Here is a 23,859-nt window from a genome sequence, read left to right on the forward strand (position 1 = left end):
GAGACACTCCATGCAACGCCGCACCCTGATTCGCAAAACATTTGCCACCGGCACCGCCTTGCTCGCAACAGCATTTGCCATCCAGCCCGCCTCGGCCCAGAGCGGCTGGCCAACGGCCAAGCCCATCACTTACGTGGTGCCATTTGCGCCTGGTGGTAATACCGACACGTTGGCCCGCGTGATTGCCCCAGCGCTGGCCACTGCGCTGGGCACCCAAGTGGTGATTGACAACAAAGCCGGTGCCGGTGGTAGCGTTGGCTCGGCCACTGTCTCCCGTGCGCCTGCAGATGGTTTCACCATCCTGGGCGGCACCATCAGCTCACACGCCATCAACATCAGCCTTTACACCAACCCCATTGGGTACGATCCGGTGAAATCCTTCGCGCCCATTGCCATGCTGGGATCGGGTCCGCTGGTGTTGGCCGTCCCGGCGTCCAGTCCTCACAAAACACTGAATGAGGTTCTGGCCGCCAGCAAGGCCAAAAACGGCGGTATGACTTCGGCTTCGGCAGGCATCGGCACCTCCCCGCACATGGCCATGGAATTGCTGGCTCATCAGACGGGCGTGAAGTTCACCCACGTTCCCTTCCGGGGCTCTGGTCCTGCCGTTCAGGCATTGCTCGGTAACCAAGTCGACATGATGTTCGACACGTCACTGGTGGTGGGCCCACACATCCAGGCGGGACGGTTGCGCCCCATCGTCGTGACCAGTTCCAAGCGGCTGGAGTCTCTGCCCGAGGTGCCTACCATCGCCGAGGCCGGCCAGCGCGGGTTCGACATGGGTTCTTGGCAAGCCGTGTTCGCACCCGCCGGGACACCGCAGCCCATTGTCGACCGACTGCACGCCGAGATCATGAAGATCGTTGCCACACCCGAGTTGCAAGCGCGACTGAAAGGGTTTGGCATGGTGCCGTCCACCATGACACCTGCCGAACTGGGCGAGTACCAGAAAGCCGAAGTCGCGAAATGGGCCGATGTGATCAAAGCCGCTGGCATCAAGGCTGAATAACTCAGCACCCGACCAACGCAACCCACTCAGCATGAACGACTCTCCACAAGTCCTCAAGCGCGATCCGCAACCCTATGAACACAGACCCTATCCAACACGTTGAAGTCTCGCTGTGTCGAGTACCGTTGCCACAAGCTGTGAGCGATGCAAAGGTATCGACCGGACGTCAAAAACCCCTGACCCATGTTGATCTTCTGCTCGCAGAAATTGAGACCCGCCACGGGGAGAAGGGTTTCGGCTTCAGCTACTCCCTGCGGGCGGGGGGGCATGCCATGCTGGCACATGCCAAGGACATTGCGGGGGAGCTGATCGGTGAGGATCCGGACGACATTGGACGTCTTTGGGAGAAGATGGCATGGCTTGGCGCATCGGTAGCGCGTACCGGTGTCACCGTGCAAGCCATTGCCGCCTTCGATGTGGCCCTGTGGGACCTGAAAGCCAAGCGTGCCGGAAAATCCATCGGCAAGTTGCTCGGTGCTCACCGCAACGATGTGCCCTGCTACAACACGTCAGGCGGTTATCTGTCGTCTTCACTGGACGAGGTGTTGCGCAATGTTGACCGGTCGCTTGCTCATGGCCTCGGTGGCATCAAGCTGAAAGTTGGGCAGCCTGATTTGAAGCTTGACATAGCACGCGTGCGGGCGGTCAGAGAACACGTGGGCGAAGACGTGCCGATGATGGCAGATGCCAACCAACAGTGGGACTTCACCACTGCGTTGCGGGCCGGACGCCAACTCGATGAATTGGGTTTGGTTTGGTTGGAAGAGCCCCTGAGTGCTTACGATTACGCCGGCCATGCCATGCTCTCAGAGCGGCTGGACACGCCCATCGCGAGCGGTGAGATGCTCAGCAGTCTTGCCGAGTGCGCGGAACTGGTCCGTCACCGCTCGGTGACCTTCATGCAAGCCGACGCGCCCCGCATTGGGGGTATCACTCCGTTCCTGAAAATCGCCACCATCTCCGATTTGGCCAGGCTCAAGCTTGCCCCGCATTTCGTGATGGAAATCCATATCCACCTGGGTTGTGCATATCCACACGAGGCATGGGTGGAGCACATCGAATGGTTGGAGCCAGCCTTCAATGAGCGGCTCCAAATCCGAAACGGTCGGATGATGCTACCGGATAGGCCAGGCTTGGGCTTCACACTTTCCGACGAGGCGTTGACCTGGCGGGAAGGCCTCCACCGCATCTCCAGCTGAAAGGTGTCCTCCATGCACCAATCTCTTCAACTTGAACCGAGGTGTCACGACACCGGCAACCATCGACCCCTATTTCACGGGCAAGCATCCTCGTTTTGAGTTGACCATGACCACCCACGCCCGACCCTTGGCTATCCGCATGCACCCAGATGACAACGTGGCCATCATCGCCAATGACGGTGGCTTGCCTGCAGGCACGCTCATGCCTGAAGGCGTGGCTCATGGGCTGGTTTTGCGCGACAAGGTGCCTCAGGGTCACAAGTTGGCCTTGGTGGATTTGGCACAAGGACAAGCCGTGATGCGCTACAACGTGCCGGTGGGTTATGCGCGGCAAGACATCCCAGCAGGCAGCTGGGTGCATGAGCGGTTGCTCGACATTCCACATGCGCGTGAACTGCAAGGCCTGCCCATGGCCACCGTTCAGCCCGCACCGCAAGCCCCGCTGGAAGGCTTCACCTTTGAGGGCTTTGTCAACGCAGATGGCTCGGTCGGCACGCGCAATCTTCTGGCGATCACCACCACCGTGCAATGCGTGGCCGGTGTCGTCAAGATCGCGGTCGAGCGCATCGAGCGCGAATTGTTGCCGCTCTTTCCGAATGTCGATGGCGTGGTGGGTCTGGAGCACAGTTATGGCTGCGGTGTCGCGATTGACGCGCCAGGGGCGGAAATCCCGATCCGAACCCTGCGCCACATCAGCTTGAACCCCAACTTCGGTGGCGAGGTGATGGTGGTGAGTTTGGGTTGCGAAAAACTGCAGCCCGATCGCTTGTTGCCTTCGGGCAGTTTCCCGATCCACGATGTTCGCGAGAAAGACCAAGGCCCAGACTTGGTGTGTCTGCAAGACGATGCGCATGTCGGATTCATGTCCATGATCGAGCACATCGTGCAAAGCGCCCGCCCGCACCTGGAGCGGTTGAACGCACGCCGCCGCGAGACGGTGCCCGCCAGCGCTTTTGTGGTGGGCGTGCAGTGCGGCGGCAGCGACGCATTCTCCGGCGTCACCGCCAACCCTGCCGTTGGCTACATGGCCGATTTGATTGTGCGCGCTGGTGGCACGGTGATGTTTTCGGAAAACACCGAAGTGCGCGACGCCGTGGAGCAACTGACCAGCCGCGCGGCCACACCGCAGGTGGCCGAGGACATTGTGCGTGAACTCGGCTGGTACGACCAGTATCTGGACCGGGGCCGTGTGGACCGTACCGCCAACACCACGCCGGGCAACAAGGCGGGCGGCTTGTCCAACATCGCTGAAAAAGCCATGGGCTCCATCATCAAAAGCGGCAGCTCGGCCATTGCCAGCGTGTTGGCACCTGGCGACAAGCTCAAGCCTGATCAAAAAGGTTTGGTGTTTGCTGCCACGCCCGCGAGCGATTTCATTTGCGGCACCTTGCAGCTGGCCGCAGGCATGAATGTGCATGTGTTCACCACCGGACGCGGCACGCCTTATGGATTGCAGGCCTGCCCCGTGGTCAAGGTCGCCACCCGGACCGATTTGGCGCGCCGCTGGCATGACCTGATGGACATGAACGCCGGGCGCATAGCTGACGGCGAAATCAGCATCGAAGACGCAGGTTGGGAGCTGTTTCACCATTTGCTGGCTGTGGCCAGTGGCCGCAAAACCTGGGCCGAGCATTGGAAGCTGCACAACGCCTTGGTGCTGTTTAACCCTGCACCCATCACTTAAACCCCGTTGACCCGTTTGAATTTTTGACACAAAACACCTGGAGACCACCATGATGAAAAAACGCCAACTCTTGCTTGCGATCGGCCTTTCTGGCCTAGGCTTGCTCAGCCAGGGCCAAGTCCAAGCGCAAACCGCTTACCCCAACAAGCCCATCAAAATTGTGGTTCCTTTCCCTGCGGGTGGCACCTCTGACGTGCTGGCCCGCATACTCGGCCAGAAAATGACCGAGAGCTGGGGCCAGCCTGTCGTCATTGAGAACAAGCCCGGCTCCAGCGGTAACCTGGGTGCCGATCTGGTGGCCAAGGCCGCGCCTGATGGCTACACCTTCGTCTTGATGGATGTGGGCAATCTGGTGATCAGCCCCGCTTTGTTCAAATTGCCCTTCAATGTGGCCACTGACTTTGCCCCGGTGGCCATGGTGGCTTACTCGCCGCACCTGTTGGCCGTGAGCACCAAAGTGCCCGCCAACACGCAGGCTGAGCTGGTGGCCTATGCCAAAGCCCAAAAAGGCAAGCTCAATTACGCGGTGGCTGCAGGGATGGGCAGCGCCTCGCATTTGGCGGGCGTCATGTACGCGCAGCGCAACGGCATCGAGTGGGGCTATGTGCCTTACAAAGGCGGCGCACAAGCCATCACCGATTTGATTGGTGGCCAGGTGGACGTGATGTTCAACGGCATGGTGGCTACCTACCCGCATGTGAAGGCGGGCAAGATCAAATTGATCGCCATTTCAGGGGTGAAGCGCAATGCGCAAATGCCCGATACGCCCACGGTGGCCGAAAGCCTGCCTGGCTTTTTGACCGGCAGTTTTCAGGGTCTACTGGCCCCTGCGGGCACACCCAAAGCCGTCATCGACAAAATGCACGCCGAGGTGCAACGCATTGCGGCCATGCCTGAAGTGCGCGAGCGCTTGATCACGCTGGGCGCGGAGCCATCGGCCATGAGCCCGACCGAGTTCGGCAACTGGCTGAAGGCAGAAATTCCTGCCATGGCCAAAATCGTGAAGGACGAGAAGATCACGGTGGAGTGATCATCATCGCCACCGGGGTGAGTAGCCCCGGGAGTTGGCCAAGCCCTGTGTCAGGTGGTCACGCCGGTTGCGGGGTTCATGTGTTTTGGCGATGCTCCAGCTGACGCTGCCGCAGCCCGACATGGTCACTTTTTGGATGGCCGAGGGGTCGTCCAGGGTTTCGGTCACGCTGTCAAAGCCCACCGATTTCAGGTGCGCGGCCAAGCCCGCGTCCATGCTGTTGGCGTGCCCTGGAAACCACTCGGCCAGCGCTTCGGCCATGCGGGTGATGCAGGCGGGAGATGGTGGGGGTGTGATGGGGTGTCATGGCATAGAGGGTCTAGTCAATAGACATCGTACAACTGAATGGCGTATTGGCCATTGGGGAAAACGCGGGTGATGGGCGGCGTTGATTCAACCCGGGCTGTCAGGGTCACTCTTGCGCAGGCGGTCTCGACTGTTGGCATAGTGGGTGCGCATGGCGGCTCTTGCGGCCTCGACGTCCTGCTCGGCAATGGCGTTGTAGATGCTCTCGTGTTCCTGGTTGACGCGGCGCAGGTAGTTTTGCCGCTCTGGGACGGTGGTCAGGATGCCGCTGATACGAGCGCGAGGGATGACGTCCGCACCTAAGGAATGCATCAGGTCAACAAAGTGGTGGTTTTGGGTGGCTCGGGCAATGCCCTGGTGAAACTGGTGGTCTGCCATCACGGCGTCGCAGCCTTCTTCCAAAGCGCTGTTGAAGGATTGAAGTGACAACTTCAATTCAGACAAATCCTCCGGCGTGCGGCGCACGGCAGCCAAAGCAGCCGCTTCTGTTTCCACGCTGATGCGAAATTCAAGCAGGGCAATGACCTCTCTCAGGGTGCCCATTTGCTCGGGGCTGATGCGAAAAGACGGGTGCTCGCTTTTGGGCAGGATAAAGGTGCCAATGCCGTGACGCGTGTCGACCCAGCCTGAGGCCTGCAGCCGCGAGATCGCTTCGCGCACCACGGTGCGGCTCACGCCAAAATCTTTCATGATGGCCGCTTCGGTCGGCAATTTGTCGCCAGCTTTGAGGCGACCGCTGCGGATTTTTTCGGTCGTCGCATGCACCAGTTGTACCGCCAGGCCGCCTGGCTTTTTCAATGAGAGGGTCGTGGCATCCATGGGTAATCCCTAGCTGTCTGAATGTCGAAACTCAACGATAATCATGCCTGATTGTACGACAACTGATAACTTGGTGTTGATTTTCAATGTTTCAGTTGATGCCAATTGCCCCCAACTTTTCACAGGAGACCCCCATGAACTTTCGCAGAAACCTGCTTACCTCGGCGGCCGCCGCAGTACTGGCCATGACCATGACCCCAATGGCTTCGGCACAAACCGTGCTGAAGGCTTCAGACGTGCACCCCGCGGGCTACCCCAACGTAGTGGCGGTAGAAAACCTGGGTAAAAAGCTTGAAGCTGCCACCAATGGTCGGTACAAGCTGCAAATGTTCCCAGGCGGTGTCTTGGGCTCAGAAAAAGAAGTCGTGGAGCAAACCCAGATCGGTGCGATTCAGATCGCCCGCATTTCATTGGGCATTCTGGGGCCGGTGGTGCCCGATGTGAATGTGTTCAACATGCCCTTTGTGTTCCGCGACGAAGCGCACATGCGCGCAGTGATCGACGGGCCTGTGGGCAAGGAGATTTTGGAAAAAATCACCAAAAGCCCGGCCCGCCTGGTGGCCTTGGGCTTCATGGACAGCGGCTCGCGCAGTCTCTACACCAAAAAGGAAATCAAAACCCCGGCTGACCTCAAGGGCCTAAAGATCCGCGTGATGGGCAACCCGTTGTTTGTCGACACCATGAACGCCATGGGCGGCAACGGCATCAGCATGGGCCACAACGATGTCTACAGTGCGCTGCAAACCGGTGTGGTGGACGGGGCTGAAAACAACCCACCGACTTTGTTTACCTCTAACCAGTACTCCACGGGCGTGAAGTTTTACACGCAGACCACGCACTTGATCATTCCTGAAATTTTCGTCATGTCCAAGGTCACTTGGGACAAATTGACCCCGGCCGACCAAGCCAGTGTGATGAAGTTTTCTGGCGAGGCGCAATTGGAGCAGCGTGCCTTGTGGGACAAGAGCGTGGCCGAGTACTCGACCAAACTCCAGGCCGCTGGCATTCAGTTCAAGGCAGTGGACAAAAAGCCGTTTTATGACGCCACCGCCCCTGTGCGAGCCAAATACGGCGCGCAATATGCTGACCTGATGAAGCGCATCGAAGCGGTCAGGTGACCTGCACGCAGCGGCCTTGAACGCCGCTGCGCGAGATGGGACGAGGTGCGCCCCGTCCCTTTGGTTTTATGAACTCGCCCGCGAGGATTCTGGAATATGTTGCGTTTCTTTGACCGCCTTTACCTGTTCTGCATTTGGATTTCTGGCCTGTCGATTTTGGCGATGAGCCTGATCATTCCCTGGGGCGTTTTCGCCCGCTATGTTTTGGGTACGGGCTCGAGCTGGCCAGAGCCGGTGGCGGTCTTGCTGATGGTGACCTTCACGTTCATGGGAGCGGCCGCGGGTTACCGCGCCGGTGCCCACATTGCCGTGGGCATGCTGGTGGACCATTTGCCTGCTGGCGTGCAAAAAATCGGCGCCTATCTGGTGCACCTTTTGATGTTGGTCATTTGTGGTTTTGTGGTCGTGTGGGGCAGCAAGCTGGTCATGGGCACCATGGGGCAAACCTTGGCTGACTTGCCGTGGTTGGCCGTGGGCTGGACTTACATGCCCGTGCCCTTGGGCGCACTCTTGACCTTGGTGTTTGTGCTGGAGGTGTTGTTTTGGGGGCCGGCACATGACCGTGCCGTGGTGGTTTTTGACCACGAAGGCCCCACATCGGCGGAGGCAATCTGATCATGGATGCATTGGTTCTCATTGGCAGTTTTGTGGTGTTGATGTTGTTGGGCATGCCTGTGGCCTACGCTTTGGGCATGGCGGCCTTGTTGGGGGCCTTGTGGATCGATTTGCCGCTGGATGCGGTGATGATTCAAATGGCCAGCGGCGTCAATAAATTTTCGCTTTTGGCCATCCCGTGTTTTGTGCTGGCGGGCGCGATCATGGCCGAGGGCGGCATGTCGCGGCGCTTGGTGGCTTTTGCCGGTGTGCTGATCGGTTTTGTGCGCGGGGGCTTGTCGCTGGTCAACATTTTGGCCTCCACGTTTTTTGGGGCCATTTCCGGCTCGTCGGTGGCCGACACGGCATCGATTGGCTCGGTCCTGATTCCAGAGATGGAAAAGAACGGTTACCCCCGGCCTTTTGCCACAGCCGTGACGGTGAGTGGTTCCGTGCAGGCCATCTTGATCCCGCCCAGCCACAACGCGGTCATTTACTCGATGGCCGCAGGAGGCACGGTGTCGGTGGCCGCTTTGTTCATGGCCGGGGTGTTTCCCGGTTTGCTGCTAGGCTTGTGCTTGGCGTTGTATTGCCTGTATGTGGCTCGCCGCGAGAACTATCCCAAAGGCCGCGTCATTCCCCTGAAAGAAGCGCTCAAAATTTGTGTTGAAGCCCTGTGGGGGTTGGCCACCATGGGCATCATCTTGGGTGGCATCTTGAGTGGCGTGTTCACGGCCACCGAATCGGCCTCGATCGCGGTGTTGTGGGCCTTTTTTGTGACCATGTTCATTTACCGTGATTACAAGTGGAAAGACCTGCCCAAACTGATGCACCGCACGGTGAAAACCGTCACGATCGTGATGATCCTGATCGGCTTTGCTGCAAGCTTCGGTTACATCATGACTCTGATGCAAATTCCACTGAAGATCACCGCGGTCTTCACGGCCTTGAGCAGCGAACCCTGGGTGATTTTGTTGTGCGTCAACATCATGCTGCTGGCGCTGGGCACCTTGATGGACATGGCGCCCCTGATCCTGATCCTCACCCCCATCTTGTTGCCGGTCATGAAAACCATCGGGGTGGACCCGGTTCACTTCGGCATGATCATGATGGTCAACCTGGGCATTGGCCTGATCACGCCGCCGGTGGGGGCGGTGCTGTTTGTCGGCAGTGCCGTGGCCAAGCTCAAGATCGAGCAAGTGGTCAAGGCCATGAAGCCGTTCTTTGTGATTCTGTTGTTCGTGCTGGTGCTGGTCACCTATGTGCCGCAAATTTCACTGTGGCTGCCCCGCAGCATGGGCCTGTAAAAAGCAGCCATGGCCTTGCCCACGGTGCTGGTCACCCACCCTCGCCCGCGCCTGCACACCTATTTTGGTGAGCAGGCGTTGGCCAATTTGAAGCAGGTGGCCCGCGTCAAACTCAACCCCGATGCGCACGACTGGTCAACCGCCGAGTTGATGGAAGCCGCCCAAGGCTGTGAGGTGTTGATCGCCTACCGGCAGACCGTGCTCGATGCCGACTTTTTTGCAGCGGTGCCGGGCTTGCTGGCGGCTGTGCGTTGCGCCGTCGACATCCGCACCATTGATGTGGCAGCGGCCAGCCGTGAAGGGGTGCTGGTCACGCGCGCCAGTCCCGGGTTCGGTCCGTCGGTGGCGGAATGGGTGATGGGCGTCATGATCGATTTGAGTCGCCACATCACTGCGGCCACGGTGGCTTACCGACAAGGCCAGATTGTGGAGCCCCGCATGGGGCTTGAGCTGCGGGGCGCCTGTGTGGGCATCATCGGGTATGGCGAAATCGGTCGCCATGTGGCCAGACTGGCACAAGCATTTGGCATGCGTGTGTGTGTTTATGACCCCCATGTGGCTCCGCAAGACCCTGCTGTTCAGTCGCTTGACTGGCGGGAGCTGCTGGCCCGTGCAGACCATGTGGTGTGCCTGGCCCCGGCGTCACCCGACACTGAAAACCTGATCAATGCCCAAGCCTTGTCGCTCATGAAACCCACAGCGTTCTTCATCAATGCATCGCGCGGTCAACTGGTCGACGAGCCTGCGCTGTTGCATGCGTTGGACCGCGGCCTGTTGGCGGGTGCCGCGCTGGATGTGGGCCGTGCAGCCGATCAGATGCCTTCACCTGAACTGGCGCGGCACCCCCGGGTGATCGCCACGCCCCATGTGGGCGGTTTGACACCCCAGGCCATTGCCCATCAGGCGCTGGAAACCGTGGTGCAAACGACGGACATTTTGCATGGGCGAATGCCTCACGGCGCGGTCAATCCGGCACAGGCGCAACGTTGGTTGGATCGGGTGAGGCCATGACCGCCGTTTCTTTTTCTGTGCCCCCGGGGGCGTGCGACTGCCACATTCATGCCTATGACGAGGCCTACTCCTTGGCGCCCACGGCCACTTTCAAGCCGCCGCACGCCCCCATGGTTTACTATGCGCAAGTCCAGGCTGCGCTGGGTTTGACTCGTGTGGTGGTGGTGCAGCCCACGGGCTATGGTTTTTACAACCGCTGCACCTTGGCCGCCGTGGCCAGCTTGGGCGGTCGGGCACGCGCTGTGGCGATGGTGCCGGTGCAGGTGCCCGATTCGGAATTAGAGGCTTTGCACAGATCGGGCGTGCGGGGTGTTCGCATGATGATGTTCCCAGGCGGGATTCTGGGCTGGGACGCGCTGGCCCCCATGGCCGACAAGCTGCGGCCTTGGGGTTGGCATTTGAATGTGCAGTTCAATGGCTGCGACTTTGTGCAGCGCCTGCCGCTTTTGCAAAGCCTGAACGTACCGCTCGTGATCGATCACACCGGAAAATTTTTGGTCCCCCCTGCGGGCACAGAAGACCCGGCATTTCAGGCCCTGTGCCGTTTGCTGGATTCGGGCCGCGTCTGGGTCAAACTGTCTGCACCTTATGAGACTTCGCGCCAGGGTGCGCCGCATTACAGTGATGTGGGTTTGCTGGCGCGTTACCTGGCCACCCATTACCCCGAGCGCTGCTTGTGGGCGAGCAATTGGCCCCACCCCAACCAAGACCCCGTGCCGTCCAATGCCGCCATGCTGAACCTCTTGCCCAATTGGGTTGCGCGTCACGCAGACCTGCAACGCATCTTGGTGGACAACCCTGCGCAGCTTTACGGTTTTGACGCTTGACCGCGCAGTTTTTGAACCATTTCCAGAAAATGTGACCCCATGGCCCATGTTTATGTTTCCAACGCCGACAGCGGCGACATCTCGGTGCTGCACATGGCGGCCGATGGCGCGCTGCAGCTGCAAAACACCGTGCCCGTGGGCGGCAATCTGATGCCCATGGCCATCAGCCCCTCGCAGCACATGCTGTATGCGGCCCGCCGCAGCGATCCGATGGCGGTGGTGAGTCTGGCCATTGACCCGCAAAGCCGTGATCTGCAGCGGCTGGGCGAGTCGCCTTTGCCTGCCAGCATGGCCTATATCGCCACGGACACCACTGGGCGATTTTTGCTGGCCGCCTCCTACCCCGGGCACCAGCTCACCATCAGCCCGGTGCAGCCCGATGGCACGGTGGGCGCTGTGCAGCAAGTGGTGCCCACGGGCCCCAATGCCCACGCCATCATGGCTTCGCCTTGCAACCGTTATGTCTTGGCCACCAGCTTGGGCAGTGGCGAACTCATGGTGTACACGTTCCATGCCGAGACGGGCCGCCTGACGCCTGCCTCCACTTGGCATGCTCGGGCTGGTGCCGGGCCTCGGCACTTCCGGTTTGACCCTGCGGGCCGATTTGTTTATCTGCTCAACGAGCTGGATGGCACGGTGGACGTGCTGGCCTGGGACGCCCAGCAGGGTCGCTTGACCCGCGTGCAAAGCAGCGTGGACATTTTGCCGCCGGGTTTCACGGGCCATCCTTGGGCGGCCGACTTGCACCTCACACCCGATGGGCGCCATCTGTACACCAGTGAGCGAACTTCCAGCACCCTGGCGCACTTTGTTGTGGACGCGGTCACAGGTCATGTCACTCTCAGAGGACATACGGTGGTTGAAGCCCAGCCCCGGGGTTTTGCCATCGATGCGACAGGCCAGCACTTGCTGGTGGTGGGCCAGCTGTCACACTACCTCAGCCGTCATGCGATCGACCGCGAGACGGGCCAGTTGACGCTGCGTCAACGCTTGCCGGTGAGGCAGGGGCCGAACTGGGTGGAGATACTGGCATGAGCGAAACGACATCCGCCGCGCAGCCGCGTTTGGTGCGCATGCACCCGGCCGACAACGTGGCCATTGTCGTCAACGAGGGCGGTTTGCCCGCGGGCACCCTGCTTGAAGGGGGGCTGGTCTTGCTGGACAAAGTGCCACAGGGCCACAAGGTGACGCTGGTGGCCTTGGCGCAAGGCGAGGCGGTGCGGCGCTACAACGTGCCCATTGGTTACGTTTTGCAAGACATTGCGGCGGGGCGCTGGGTGCATGAGCGCTTGTTGCAAATGCCCGCTGCCCGCGAGTTGCATGGCCTGCCCATGGCCACCGTGGCAGCGCCTGTGCAAGCGCCACTGACCGGCTACACCTTTGAGGGCTACCGCAATGCCGATGGCTCGGTGGGCACGCGCAATATTTTGGCCATCACCACCACCGTGCAGTGCGTGGCGGGTGTGGTGGCACAAGCTGTGCGTCGCATCAAGGACGAGTTGTTGCCCTTGTACCCGCAAGTGGACGACGTGGTTTTCGGTTTGGGCTTTAGCTGCAGCTGACGCGGCCGCAACCTGACATGGTCACTTTTTGGATGGCCGAAGGGTCGGCCAGGGTTTCGGTCACGCTGTCAAAACCCACCGATTTCAGGTGGGCCGCCAGGCCCGCGTCCATGCTGTTGGCATGACCCGGGAACCACTCGGCCAGCGCTTCGGCCATGCGGGTGATGATGGTGGAGTCGCTGTCCAGGTAATGGGCTTCCACCACGCGCATGGTCTCCAAAATGGTGGCGTGGTGTTCGGCGTGGCAGTTGTCGGCCGAAAAACCGGTGGCCAGCATCCAGCGCTCTTCTTGCGCAAAGTGCTCGACCGTGTGGGCGAGAAATTTTTTGTAGACCGGCAGCTGCGCGTCTTCGGGGGTGGCCAATATCTGGTTGATCATGTCCACGAATTCCTGGTGCGTCTCGTCCATGCGGGCGTCGCCCGTGACAAGAGAATCGGTCCAGGCCATGACTGAAGGCATGTGGGTGTGGGCAACAGAGGAGGGGGCGGTGGTGGACATGGACAAGGCTCGGTCAAGGTACAAGGCACAAACACTCTTCATTATCCCGCCAAGCCAAGGGGGGCAGTGCATTGGGGACATCGTTGCTCCGGGCCTGACCCGTTCGACCCGATGGGCCACAGGCCTTGTCAAAGCCGCTATCGTGTTGGCCTGCGTCAAATTTCCCAAGAAAAGCCATGGATTCCGTCACACAAGTTCTTTTGGGCGCCTCGATCGGCGTGGCCGTCATGGGGCGGCGCACGGCGCTTTGGAAATCGGCGGTTTGGGGTGGTGTGGCAGGTTTGCTGCCCGACCTGGACGTGTTGCTGGACCACGGTGACCCGATCCTGAACATGATTCGGCACCGCGCCGAGACGCATGCTTTGTTGTTGCTGACGCTGTTTGCTTTTCCCATGGCCTGGCTGGTCAGCCGCATCCACCACCAGGCCCGCTTGTATGGCCGCTGGTGGTGGGCGCTCATGCTGGCGCTGGTCACCCATCCCTTGCTGGACCTGATGACCATTTACGGCACCCAAGTTTTCCAGCCTTTCACCGACGAGGCCTATGGCCTGGGCAGCATGTTCATCATCGACCCGGCGTATTCATTGCCCTTGCTGGTCGGGGTGGTGGCCGCTTTCCGCGTCAAACCCATGGGCAGGGCTTTGCGCATTAATGGCTGGGCCTTGGGCTTGAGCACCGCTTATTTGGCCTGGAGCGCGCTGGGCCAAGCCTGGGTCACGCAACAGGCCCGCCAGTCGCTGCAGGCGCAGGGCTTGCCCACCCAGCAGTTGATGGTGACCCCCGCGCCCCTGAGCACCCTGGTGTGGCGCGTGGTGGCGCTCGATGGTGAGCGCTTTCATGAAGGGTTTTATGCACTGATGGACGGCGACAGGCCGATGCGCTTTGTGGCCCACGACCGCGGTGCCCGCTGGGCTGCGCAAAACGCCGATCACCCCCAACTGCAGCGCCTGGCCCGATTCACCGACGGTTTTTTCAAGGTCAGTGACCAAAATGGAAAGTTGGTGCTCACCGACTTGCGCATGGGGCAAGAGCCCGCCTATGTGTTTTCTTTTGACATTGGCCCGCCACTGCAACCTGGCCAAGCTCACCCGGTGGCGCAACAGCAAAGCCGGCGCATGGACGTGGGGGTGGGTTTGAAATGGCTGGGCCAGCGCATCTTGGGGCGCGATGTGCCGCCACCGGGCTGATGCCACCGGCTGGGCGTGGGGCGTTGCAAGACTTGCAAACAGAGGGAGGGGGTGACGAGCCTTGACCCCGGCATAAACACTCACAAATCCCACTGCTCGACTAGTCCTGACAGAGGGAAAACGGCCAATTTGTTATGCGGGTTGAAACGTCAAATTTTCTTTGATGTGACACACTCAGCTGATACAACTCTCACTCTATCACGGTGAATTGATGCCGTCTCATTTGCAGTCTGTTTACCCTGATATTTGGAAATCCTGATGCTGTAGCATCTGTGCAAGACAGATGCATCAAGCCTTAGTGACAACCTGCATCAATCCGTTGCTTCCGGTCATGGTCCAACTTTTGTATGTTTGGCTGTCTTCTACTATTTGACCCCTTACTCAAAATTTAGGATGCCGTTATCTGAAGGATTGCTCAGTTTGTTGCTCAAGTTTAATGTTAAGACTTACAGTGTTAACTCGCCTTGTACCGCTGACGAGACAATTTCAGGAGATCTCCTTTGAAGAAATTTCTTCTATTCTGAATCGCCCCGGGTTTCGTGGAGGCCAGTTGGTTTGAGGTCCGTGCTTGTTGATTATTTCACTATCCCGGTTGCCAAAGGATTAGCGTCCGTATGGATAAGAAGGTCGGATTTGCGAGTTAATGTGATTGGGACAGTAAGTCCCACCGCCGTCCTGGATGCAGGCTGAAGGGTTGATCATAGGAGCAACAAATACTGGTGCAGAAAGTTGAGGTTGAACCAAAATTATGTTGTGCTCACGAGGCCTTGGGGCTGGCGCTAATCTATGAGGTGGTGGACTTTGAATTGTTTGTGTAGGTTCACTCGTATTTGAATTTGTAAGTCGAGGATTTGTATAACTTATGCCCATTGCATTTAAAAATTCTATCGCTACTGATTCATTCTCTGCTGCAGCTAGGCGAAAGTAACCTATCGCCTCAGTGGAGTTGCGACGGCAATCATTGCTAATAATCCCAAGCGCCGTCAACATTACTGGTCGTTGAATATAGCTTCTTGCGTAGGCCTCAGCATCAGAGCATTTACCCTGAAGTATGAAGTTATTGATTTTTTCAATTGCAGGAGAATATTGCGAGTGACTGATGGTTGGCAAAATGACCGCCAACATTAAAAATATTTTTGGGAAATGGATTTTCATTTTATTGAACTGGAGCGCCACTCATGCAGGATTTAAATGCCGCTTCAGCATAATCGTTGGCTGCTGAAACATTGCCAATAGCGCATAATACTGCTAAACCCCTATTGGGCCCGCCACAGCTATTTTCTTTGCTTTTAATATATTGTTCGTAAGCATTGCGCTTGTCTAATTCACATCGAGATTGCCATTGCTGTCTAACAGCTGCTATTCTTGATTGTTCAGCCTGGCGACGCTGTTCTTCTCGTCGTTGGTCAGCCATTCTTTGTTGTTCCTGCCGTTGTTGAGCATCGCGAATTGCTGCGGCTCGAGAACGAGACAAATCCTGTTGCCTTTCTTGTTCTGCCTTTAAACGATCTTGCTCTGCCTTTAAGTGATCTGCAAGAGCTTCTAAACCAGTTCTTGTTTGATTAACAATTTGTTTAATAGATTGATTATATCTGCTGTAAGTTAATATGCGATTGTAAAGATCAAGCTTAAGTTCGAGAATTTTAGAGTCTTCCTGAGCTAGTATTCTTATGGCCTCTTGATTATAGTTTGCTCGACGAAAGGCGTTGCTTTCACTAACACATTTTGTGAAAGCATCAGCTAGATTACCAATTATTTGGCGCTCTTTTGCGGTTGGCTGAGAATTGTCCGCAAGCATCTGAAAATTAATATCTGTAAGGGAAGTTAATGAAATTTTTGCCGCAAGCGGTTGATACTGCGGGTCAAAGTCCCAACTATTTTGACATTGAATACGAGGATCTTGGTTGGAAATTAGTGGTCTAACCAGCGCTGACTCTATTGCTTGCCGCCTAAGCCGCTCTGACTCAGCTCTCGCTGTTATGACACGCTGACGTTCGGCCTCGATTTCCTCGCGTTTTCGGCGTTCAGCTTCTTCTCTCGCCTCTTGCTGTCTAGCTCGCTCCTCAGCTACCTCTTGTCGTTTAGCAGCGATTACACGCTCTTTTTCTTCGGCTAAATTCTTTCGTGCTTCATCGGCAGCTTCCTTTTCTGCTCTAGCTTTTTGCTGACGTTCTCGCTGTGTTTGTTCTCGTTCTTCAACGAGCTTTTGACGCCGTTCCGCTTCAGTTAAGCGAACTGGTGCAGTTTCAGCTCGTATTTCTGTCTCTTGATTTGCTGGTGGCCTTACACGTCGAAGTTCAGCCTCTCTAATTTCTAATTCACGCTGTTTGAGTTCAAGTTCTCTTTGAGCTAGATCAGCTAAGCGCTTTTCTAAAAATAATTTTTCTGCTTGAGCTTTTGTTTTTTCTTCTTCCGCTTTCTTTATCAACTGTTGACGCTCAATTTCAGCATTTCTGATCTTCGCCTCAGCAACTGAATCAATGACGACGATTTGCGTTTGAATTGTGTCACCCCCGCATGGAAGAGCTGATTTCAAGCCACGCACAATTAACTGTCCTTTGACGCTTATAGAGTAAGTCCCAGGATTCGAGTAAGTCCTCGAGACCATGATGGGTGAAGTCGTTTTGTCATCTTCACCAATCCTCAATGATTGAGGTTTATCACCAGAACCCCAGTCGATAATCAATCCACACCAAGTAATGCTTTCTGATTTATAATTAATTATTAAGGTAGCAGCAGATCCGACCTCAACTCGATCAACTCGCAGTTTCGCATCGGTCACAACTTGGGCATAAAGAGAAGGGATCCAAGCAAGTAAAGAAGCAGCGAGAATTTTTTCCTTGATTTTCAATTTAACTGCCCTTTAAAGACATAAGTCATATATCAAAACATAGTATCGCTAAGTCGACTAAGTTTCAAGGCTGATTTTTGACACACAACGGTACCAAACACGGTCGTCCTGCAGATCACGCAAAGCAATGACCTGCCTGGCCTTGGACAAAACCGTTATCTACCGCCTTGTTCAACTCTCAAAATGGGAGAGATTGACCCTCGGCAATTGCGACGACATCTTGGGCTTACACAATCCCTTGAACTTTGCATCAATAAGGGGCGGGTGTGACGTTGAGCTTGATCGTCGGGCCAGGATCGCGTGGCAACTGCACGTTGTATTGCTTGCCGTTGAATTCATATGTGACGTTGTAGCCCATCACGCGATTTTCAATCACGTTTTGAGTCGTGCAGTTCTGCACTGTTTGTGTCTGAGCTGCTGGTGCACCTTCAATGTTGTTTCCCAAAATGGCACCACCGAAGATGCCCAGTGCAGTAGCTGCTGCTTTGCCACTGCCACCACCTATTTGATTGCCCAGCACGCCGCCAGCAATAGCGCCCATTGCAGCACCAGCACCGCTTTTGTTATGCTGCACAGCCACTTGTTCTTGTGTGCAAACTTGGCGTGGCACTGAAACTTGCTGAATGACCTGAACTGAGGAAATCACTCGACCAACTTCTTGCGCCGAAGCCAGTGTGCCGATGCTGATGAGTGCCAGCGCTGCTATGGATTTTTTCATTTTTGTGATCTTATCGAGAAAGGTCGATGATACAACTGGTCTGTGTGTCGGTTGAAGGGCCATGACAGTTGTCGTTTAAAACGACTCCCTCACGGCTTCAAACCCACCCCTGACGCCACACGCTGTCGTCCTGCAGCTCCCGCCATGCGATGACCTGCACATCCTTGGAAAATAATGCCTCAATTTCCACCAATTCAATCGGGTGCGTGGGCTCATCGGGCTGAATCACCCGACTGACCAAAAAGTGCTTTTGCTTGGCCACGGGTTTCACTACGGTCCACTTGCTCAGCAGCAGTTTTTTGGGGTTCAGCGGGTTCATGGTTTGCTTTGCATTTCACGCGCCACCGCCTCAGCCAGCTCAATCACCGCCATGGCGTAGTAGCTTCATTGGCTAAGTTTCAAGTTACCTTGATGAATTTAGCTTCCAGAGCCAACTTTCGCAATGACAGGTAAATTGAGGGTTTCTAGCGTCTCGATAGCTTGTGTCAGCTGTTCGATTTGTGGGTGGGTGTAGACCCGTGCACCGATGCTGCCCTGTGATTCATGGCCTAGCAGTCTGTCGATGATCGGTTCAGGAACGTTGGATCTGGTTAGTGAGGATCGAACGGTATGTCTAAAGCTGTGAAAAACCAATGTATCCGGTACGTCCAGTGATCGTCTGAAGCTCCCAAACCACTGGCTAAAGAAGCTCCCAGGTTTTCCATCTCTAAGTGGTAGGTCCGGCCATAGACTATTGCTCTTCAGAGAACTTGCATACTCAAGAAATCCCAAACGTATCAGCTCAGAATGAATCGGAATCGTTCGAACACTGGCAGTTGTTTTTACATGTTGGCCTTCCCCTTGATCGGTGATCTTGAGCAAAGGTACATGTCCAGTAGTGTCGATATCTTGCACAAGTAATTGGCAGAGTTCTGAACACCGTGCTCCTGTGTACAGCGCCAGCAGTGGTATCCAATAAGCGGCTAATCCACCAGCTTTCTTATCTTTAGGTAACTGTCCGTCTTGCCAGATCGCATGGCTCAACAATTTTTGAAGCCAATCGGTTGACCAGACCTGTCTAGAAGCCGTTGTTTTGCTTTTTATGTCCAACCCTACCCACGGACTTTTGGGTATCAGCTCCAAGTCCTGAGCAGCGTATTTCAACAAGCTTTTGATCCAGTTCAAGCGATCTCTAGCTGTCTTCGGTGTGGTGGGCAATGTCTGAAGGAACGAGCGAAATTCATTCCCCAAGCTTCGAGTCACTTGGTTCAATGGTGGATTGTGTGTTTGCTGCTCAAAGAGCTTCACTGCACGATTGCAGGCAGCAATTGAATCAGCAGTTCTACGGCTAGCTTGAACCCAGAGGTCGTACACATCTCGAAGCAGCACAGGTTTTGCAGTATCGGGCGTTGCACCCTGACAGCGATTGATGTCTGTAGATATGTATATTCTTTTCGGATGGAATGATTCGCCCCAAAGAATCTCAGCTCGTTTGATCGTCCCCAAGCGTATGGCTTCACGGTGGCTACAACGGCCAAGCGAACTGACGACCTTGCCGCTTTTGTAACGGTCTAAAAGGGGATGATGAAGAGGAAGAACGACACGGAGGTAATAAGCGCCTCCACGTTCGAAAAGACCTGTTAACTTTGCCATGAAACCTATCCTGTTGGACCAAAGGTGACACAGCTGGGTGATACAAATGAACAGAATTTGGGTCCGAATTAACGGTAACCTATTGATCTAATTCACTTTTAAAGAAAAAGGTGACGAGCCTTGACCCCGGCACTGGATTCACAGTTAGGGCTGCTTGGTTCCCCACCTGACCCGGTTGGCCGCTTCACCATGCGGGAAGGCCCGTCGAAATGGATTGTAGGCGAGCTTGCGCAGGCTTTGTCCCTTGGGCCGGAATTTTGTCGGATCCACCTTGGCAGAACCAACGCCCCGGCCCGATAGAATCCCAGTCCATGTCTTACCTTGTCCTAGCGCGCAAATACCGCCCCCGCAATTTCACCGAAATGGTGGGGCAAGAGCACGTGGTGCAAGCCCTGACCAATGCCCTCGTGCAGCAACGTCTGCACCACGCGTATTTGTTCACCGGCACCCGGGGGGTGGGCAAGACCACGGTCTCGCGCATATTGGCCAAGTCGCTCAACTGCCAGGGCGTTGACGGGCAGGGCGGCATCACCGCCGAGCCCTGTGGCGTGTGCCAGGCTTGCCGCGACATCGATGCCGGGCGTTTTGTGGACTACACCGAGCTGGACGCGGCCTCTAACCGGGGCGTGGACGAGGTGCAAAGCCTGCTGGAGCAGGCGGTGTACAAACCGGTGCAGGGGCGTTTCAAGGTTTTCATGATCGACGAGGTGCACATGTTGACCAACACCGCGTTCAATGCGATGTTGAAGACCCTCGAAGAACCCCCCGAGTATTTGAAGTTCGTGCTGGCCACGACCGACCCGCAAAAGGTGCCCGTGACGGTGCTTTCGCGTTGCTTGCAGTTCAACCTGCGGCCCATGGCCCCTGAGACTGTTTTTGAGCACCTGACACAGGTGCTGGCCGCCGAACAACTGAGTGCCGAGCCGCTGGCGCTGCGCCTGTTGGCCCGCGCCGCGCGCGGCTCCATGCGCGATGCGCTGAGCCTGACCGACCAAGCCATTGCCTTTGGCAACGGCCAGCTGCAAGAAGCCGGTGTGCGCCAAATGCTGGGCAGTGTGGACCGCAGCCACGTTTTGCTCATGATCCGTGCCCTGACCGAAGGCGATGGCGCAGCGGTGTTGAACCAGGTCAACGCCCTGCGCCTGCAAGGCGTGTCGGCCGCGGCCACCTTGGAAGACATGGCCATGCTGCTGCAGCGCATGGCCGTGATGCAGATGGTGCCCAGCATGGCGCAAGACGGTGATGACCCTGACACGCAGGGCTTGGCCGAACTGGCCGCCGCCATGCCCGCCGAAGAAACCCAATTGCTCTACAGCCTGTGCCTGCACGGGCGAAGCGAGCTGGGCCTGGCCCCTGACGAGTACTCGGCCATGACCATGGTGCTGCTGCGCCTGCTGGCTTTTAAGCCCCAGGCGGGCTTGGCGGAAAAAAAAAGTCCGCTGACCAGCCCTCGGGCCACCCCTGAGCCCACCCGAGCTGCCGCGCCAGTCGCTGCCGACCCGCAGCCCAAGCCAGCCCCGCAAGCCACCCCGCCCAGCGAGGTCACGCCATCCATGGTTGCACCCGTGACTACACCGATTGCTGCTCCCATGGCTTCACCCATCGATGCTCCCATAACCCAGCCTGTGCCGTCAGCGCCGCCTGCCGATCTTGTGATCGGCCATGCGCAAGCCGAGCCGACCCTGTCCGAGCCACCCCCCTGGGAGGACTGGCCCGACACTACCGACTACGCCGATGTCCAGGCTGCCCATTCGAACGTGGCACCCCCCCCTGTGCCGGAGGTTCGTCCAGCAGCGCCCGCTTTGCGCGTTTTGCCGGTGCGCGAAGCCCCGTCTGGGCGCGCCGATGTGCCCACGCTGGCCGCACCGCCGGCTGTGCAGGCCACGCCCGAAGGCGATGTCTGGCTGGAGGTGGTGCAAGGCCTGATGGCGCAAGAGGCCATCACGGCCTTGGTGCGCGAGCTGGCCCTGCAGTCGCAGCTTTTGGCCCGCGATGCTGACCACTGGCAACTTCGTGTGGAGCGCGAGACACTCAACCACCCGGCCAGCCGCGAGCGTTTGCAAGCGGCTTTGCTGGCCGCCGGCCATGGCGATGTCCAACTGGGCATCGAAATTGGGCCCGTGACCGACAGCCCTGCAAGGCGTCTGGCCGTGAAGGCCGCCGAAAAGATGGTGGCCGCACAAGAGCTCATCCACAACGACCCGCTGGTGCAAGCCATGGTGCGCGACTTCGGGGCCAAAATCGTGCCCGGCAGCATCCAGATCATCTGATTTTTTTATTCCCCCCACACCATCTCTCACTCAAGGAAACCCCATGTTCAACAAAGGACAACTCGCTGGCTTGATGAAACAAGCCCAGGCCATGCAAGACAACCTGAAAAAAGCCCAAGACGAATTGGCATTCGTTGAGGTCGAAGGCCAAGCCGGCTCCGGCATGGTCAAGGTGCTGATGACCTGCAAACACAGCGTGCGTCGCGTCACCATCGACCCCAGCTTGCTGGCTGACGACAAGGACATGCTGGAAGACTTGGTGGCGGCCGCCTTCAACGACGCCGTTCGCATGGCCGAAGAAGTCTCGCAGCAAAAAATGGGCAAGCTCACCGCCGGTTTGCCACCGGGCATGAAGCTGCCTTTCTGAGCGCCTGAACATGGCCGACACCCACGCCCTTGCCACATTGGTGCAGGCCCTCAAGGGCTTGCCGGGGGTGGGCATCAAGTCGGCCCAGCGCATGGCTTTTCAGCTACTGCAAAACGACCGGGCCACGGCCCGGCAATTGGCGGCAGCCTTGGACAACGCAGTGCAAAAAATCCGCCACTGTGCGTGTTGCCACACTTTCACCGAAGCCGAGTTGTGCGACACCTGTCTGGACAATGCCCGAGACCGCACGCTGCTGTGCGTGATTGAAACCCCGGCCGACCAGTCGGCCATCGAGCGCACAGGCACCTACCGGGGTTTGTACTTTGTGCTCATGGGCAAACTCAGTCCGCTGGACGGCATCGGCCCGCACGACATCGGCCTGGCCAAGCTGAAAGAACGCGTGGGAGATGGGGTGTTGGCCGAGGTGATCTTGGCGACGAATTTCACCGCCGAGGGCGAGGCCACCGCCCATGTGATTTCTGAAATGATTCGCCAGCAAGGTCTGAAGGTCACGCGACTGGCCCGCGGTGTGCCTGCAGGCAGCGAGCTGGAATACGTGGACTTGGGCACCATCGCCCACGCCTTGGTCGACCGGCGCTGACCATTGGCGGGCCCTTTGGGTTGCGGCGCTGAACCGCCCCTGGGCTGCATGTCGGTGGATGGTTGGCTTGTCAATGACCTGCAATCCATTACGTAAAAACCCGATCGGGATCAATCCCAATGCGCGATGCGCTGCGCCTGATTAAGCTGGGCTTGAGTCCATTTTTCTCCAGGAGTGATGCGGGTGAATTCAGCCCACGCCCTTCGCCGTTCGCTGTTGCTGGCTGCCGTTGGCTCGCTGGCCTCAGCGCAAGCGCCCACTGCCCTGTCCTCTGAGGCCAGTCGTGCTTTGCCGCGCGTCCGCTTGGCCCTGGCCGCCAGCCACAGCCTCTACCACTTGCCTCTGACCCTGGCCGAGCGGCTGGGGTTTTTTCGGCAGGCGGGTGTCCAACTGGAGTGGCTGCCACAGGAGTCGGGCGCCAAGGCTTTGAGCATGGCCCTGTCGGGCCAGGCCGATGTGGTGGCCGGGGCTTACGAGCACCTGTTTGCCCTGCACCTCAAGGGGCTCAATTACCAAAGTTTTGTGCAAATGAGCCGCACGCCACAAGTCAGCTTGGGGGGCAGTACGCGTGCTGGCATGGCCTGGCGCTCAGGGGCAGACATCCGTGGCGTGCGTTTGGGCATTTCGGCGTTGGACTCAACCACTTACTGGACGGCTTGCCAATGGCTGTCGCGTCAAGGCTTGACGGCCGAGGATGTGGAGTTTGTTCCGGTGGGCTCGTCGCAGGGGGTCATGGAGGTGCTGCGCAGCGGCAGCATCGATGCCCTGTGCAATCCGGACCCGGTCATGTACTGGCTGGAGCAAAAAAACGACATCCGAATCCTGGGCGATGCCCGAACCCTGCAAGGCACTCGCCACTTGATGGGAGGCCTGGTGCCGGGGGCCAGCCTGTTCGCGCATGCTGCTTTTTTGCAACTGCATCCCGATCGGGCGCAGGCCCTGAGCGATGGTGTGGTGCAGGCCCTGAAGTGGCTGCATACCGCCGGCTTGACGGACATCTTGCGAGCCGTTCCTGCGGGTCATTGGATGGGCGACCGGGCGATCTACCTTGGCGCATTTGAGAAACTGCGTGAGTCTTACGCCGTGGACGGGATCGTGCGCAGCGAAGATGTGGCGCATTCCTGGCGTGTGCATGCCAGGTTGATGGGTACTTACGGGCCCAAACCTCTGGTGCCCGAGAGCACATTCACCAACGTTTTTGCGCAAAAGTCCAAAAGCCGTCGGTTGACTTGATCTGAGGCGTCATGGGCGCAGCGCCCAATGGCCCC

General features: G+C 57.6%; 23 protein-coding genes, 1 other RNA gene and 1 pseudogene. 16 read left to right on the plus strand and 9 right to left on the minus strand.

Features of this window, described 5'->3' with window-relative positions:
* The first annotated feature begins 10 nt into the window (after positions 1-10).
* The 4 genes from Q0O99_RS01340 (at position 11) to Q0O99_RS01355 (ending at position 4,922) form a co-directional block, all read left to right on the plus strand.
* The gene (locus Q0O99_RS01340) at positions 11-1,009 is read left to right on the plus strand and encodes a tripartite tricarboxylate transporter substrate binding protein (RefSeq protein WP_293747749.1); all 999 of its coding nucleotides are present in this window, start codon (positions 11-13) and stop codon (positions 1,007-1,009) included.
* Between the two features lie 74 nt (positions 1,010-1,083).
* Positions 1,084-2,208 (plus strand): mandelate racemase/muconate lactonizing enzyme family protein, encoded by a 1,125-nt coding sequence (locus tag Q0O99_RS01345; protein ID WP_293747751.1) that lies wholly within the window; start codon positions 1,084-1,086, stop codon positions 2,206-2,208.
* A 106-nt stretch (positions 2,209-2,314) separates the two neighbouring features.
* Positions 2,315-3,892, plus strand: a complete 1,578-nt coding sequence (gene garD / locus Q0O99_RS01350) for a galactarate dehydratase (protein ID WP_293747753.1) — start codon at positions 2,315-2,317, stop codon at positions 3,890-3,892.
* A gap of 49 nt (positions 3,893-3,941) precedes the next feature.
* Positions 3,942-4,922 carry a tripartite tricarboxylate transporter substrate binding protein gene (locus Q0O99_RS01355; protein WP_293747755.1) on the plus strand — a complete coding sequence of 327 codons (981 nt, stop codon included), beginning with the start codon at positions 3,942-3,944 and terminating at the stop codon, positions 4,920-4,922.
* A gap of 3 nt (positions 4,923-4,925) precedes the next feature.
* Here Q0O99_RS01355 and Q0O99_RS01360 read toward each other — a convergent pair whose 3' ends face one another.
* Both Q0O99_RS01360 and Q0O99_RS01365 read right to left on the minus strand, forming a co-directional pair.
* Entirely contained in the window at positions 4,926-5,183 is a 258-nt protein-coding gene (locus Q0O99_RS01360) for a hypothetical protein (protein ID WP_293747757.1), read from the minus strand.
* Between the two features lie 132 nt (positions 5,184-5,315).
* Positions 5,316-6,047, minus strand: coding sequence for a FadR/GntR family transcriptional regulator (locus Q0O99_RS01365; RefSeq protein WP_293747759.1), 732 nt, complete (start codon positions 6,045-6,047; stop codon positions 5,316-5,318).
* A 134-nt stretch (positions 6,048-6,181) separates the two neighbouring features.
* On the opposite strand from Q0O99_RS01365, the gene Q0O99_RS01370 reads away from it, so the two are divergent.
* From Q0O99_RS01370 to Q0O99_RS01400, 7 genes and pseudogenes are all read left to right on the plus strand, one after another.
* Positions 6,182-7,165 carry a TRAP transporter substrate-binding protein gene (locus tag Q0O99_RS01370; RefSeq protein WP_293747761.1) on the plus strand — a complete coding sequence of 328 codons (984 nt, stop codon included), beginning with the start codon at positions 6,182-6,184 and terminating at the stop codon, positions 7,163-7,165.
* Between the two features lie 96 nt (positions 7,166-7,261).
* Entirely contained in the window at positions 7,262-7,780 is a 519-nt protein-coding gene (locus tag Q0O99_RS01375; protein ID WP_293747763.1) for a TRAP transporter small permease, read from the plus strand.
* A gap of 2 nt (positions 7,781-7,782) precedes the next feature.
* Positions 7,783-9,066 (plus strand): TRAP transporter large permease, encoded by a 1,284-nt coding sequence (locus tag Q0O99_RS01380; RefSeq protein WP_293747765.1) that lies wholly within the window; start codon positions 7,783-7,785, stop codon positions 9,064-9,066.
* Between the two features lie 15 nt (positions 9,067-9,081).
* Entirely contained in the window at positions 9,082-10,077 is a 996-nt protein-coding gene (locus tag Q0O99_RS01385) for an NAD(P)-dependent oxidoreductase (RefSeq protein ID WP_293748132.1), read from the plus strand.
* Positions 10,074-10,904 carry an amidohydrolase gene (locus Q0O99_RS01390; RefSeq protein WP_293747767.1) on the plus strand — a complete coding sequence of 277 codons (831 nt, stop codon included), beginning with the start codon at positions 10,074-10,076 and terminating at the stop codon, positions 10,902-10,904. The genes Q0O99_RS01385 and Q0O99_RS01390 overlap by 4 nt, the downstream gene beginning before the upstream one ends.
* Before the next feature lie 39 nt (positions 10,905-10,943).
* A complete protein-coding gene (locus tag Q0O99_RS01395; protein WP_293747769.1) occupies positions 10,944-11,939 on the plus strand; it encodes a beta-propeller fold lactonase family protein in 996 nt (331 codons plus the stop codon).
* Positions 11,936-12,439, plus strand: a pseudogene (locus tag Q0O99_RS01400) (UxaA family hydrolase); the annotation flags it as partial. The gene Q0O99_RS01395 and the pseudogene Q0O99_RS01400, both read left to right, overlap by 4 nt.
* A 13-nt stretch (positions 12,440-12,452) precedes the next feature.
* Here Q0O99_RS01400 and Q0O99_RS01405 read toward each other — a convergent pair.
* On the minus strand, positions 12,453-12,965 hold the full coding sequence (locus tag Q0O99_RS01405; RefSeq protein WP_293747771.1) for a hemerythrin domain-containing protein: 513 nt from the start codon (positions 12,963-12,965) through the stop codon (positions 12,453-12,455).
* A gap of 176 nt (positions 12,966-13,141) precedes the next feature.
* On the opposite strand from Q0O99_RS01405, the gene Q0O99_RS01410 reads away from it, so the two are divergent.
* Positions 13,142-14,152: a metal-dependent hydrolase gene (locus tag Q0O99_RS01410; protein ID WP_293747773.1), complete on the plus strand. Its 1,011-nt coding sequence runs from the start codon at positions 13,142-13,144 to the stop codon at positions 14,150-14,152.
* 603 nt (positions 14,153-14,755) lie between these two features.
* Here the strand turns inward: Q0O99_RS01410 and Q0O99_RS01415 are convergent.
* The 6 genes from Q0O99_RS01415 to ffs all read right to left on the minus strand — a co-directional run bounded on the left by Q0O99_RS01415 (position 14,756) and on the right by ffs (position 19,559).
* Positions 14,756-15,307 (minus strand): hypothetical protein, encoded by a 552-nt coding sequence (locus tag Q0O99_RS01415; protein WP_293747775.1) that lies wholly within the window; start codon positions 15,305-15,307, stop codon positions 14,756-14,758.
* Position 15,308: 1 nt separating this feature from the next.
* Positions 15,309-17,003, minus strand: coding sequence for a hypothetical protein (locus Q0O99_RS01420; RefSeq protein WP_293747778.1), 1,695 nt, complete (start codon positions 17,001-17,003; stop codon positions 15,309-15,311).
* 250 nt (positions 17,004-17,253) lie between these two features.
* Positions 17,254-17,784, minus strand: a complete 531-nt coding sequence (locus Q0O99_RS01425; protein WP_293747780.1) for a glycine zipper 2TM domain-containing protein — start codon at positions 17,782-17,784, stop codon at positions 17,254-17,256.
* A gap of 34 nt (positions 17,785-17,818) precedes the next feature.
* A complete protein-coding gene (locus Q0O99_RS01430) occupies positions 17,819-18,040 on the minus strand; it encodes a TIGR02450 family Trp-rich protein (RefSeq protein ID WP_293747781.1) in 222 nt (73 codons plus the stop codon).
* A 98-nt stretch (positions 18,041-18,138) separates the two neighbouring features.
* Positions 18,139-19,353 carry a site-specific integrase gene (locus tag Q0O99_RS01435; protein WP_293747783.1) on the minus strand — a complete coding sequence of 405 codons (1,215 nt, stop codon included), beginning with the start codon at positions 19,351-19,353 and terminating at the stop codon, positions 18,139-18,141.
* Between the two features lie 109 nt (positions 19,354-19,462).
* An RNA gene (ffs, locus tag Q0O99_RS01440) (signal recognition particle sRNA small type) lies at positions 19,463-19,559 on the minus strand.
* A gap of 105 nt (positions 19,560-19,664) precedes the next feature.
* Between ffs and dnaX the strand changes: the two genes are divergently transcribed.
* From dnaX to Q0O99_RS01460, 4 genes are all read left to right on the plus strand, one after another.
* Positions 19,665-21,623, plus strand: a complete 1,959-nt coding sequence (dnaX, locus tag Q0O99_RS01445; protein WP_293747786.1) for a DNA polymerase III subunit gamma/tau — start codon at positions 19,665-19,667, stop codon at positions 21,621-21,623.
* A gap of 43 nt (positions 21,624-21,666) precedes the next feature.
* Positions 21,667-21,990 (plus strand): YbaB/EbfC family nucleoid-associated protein, encoded by a 324-nt coding sequence (locus Q0O99_RS01450; protein WP_100117600.1) that lies wholly within the window; start codon positions 21,667-21,669, stop codon positions 21,988-21,990.
* Positions 21,991-22,000: 10 nt separating this feature from the next.
* A complete protein-coding gene (gene recR / locus Q0O99_RS01455) occupies positions 22,001-22,591 on the plus strand; it encodes a recombination mediator RecR (protein WP_293747790.1) in 591 nt (196 codons plus the stop codon).
* Between the two features lie 183 nt (positions 22,592-22,774).
* A complete protein-coding gene (locus Q0O99_RS01460; protein ID WP_293747792.1) occupies positions 22,775-23,824 on the plus strand; it encodes an ABC transporter substrate-binding protein in 1,050 nt (349 codons plus the stop codon).
* Positions 23,825-23,859: the final 35 nt, after the last annotated feature.

This window comes from Limnohabitans sp. Rim8 (assembly GCF_945901735.1).
Lineage (GTDB): Bacteria > Pseudomonadota > Gammaproteobacteria > Burkholderiales > Burkholderiaceae_C > Limnohabitans_A.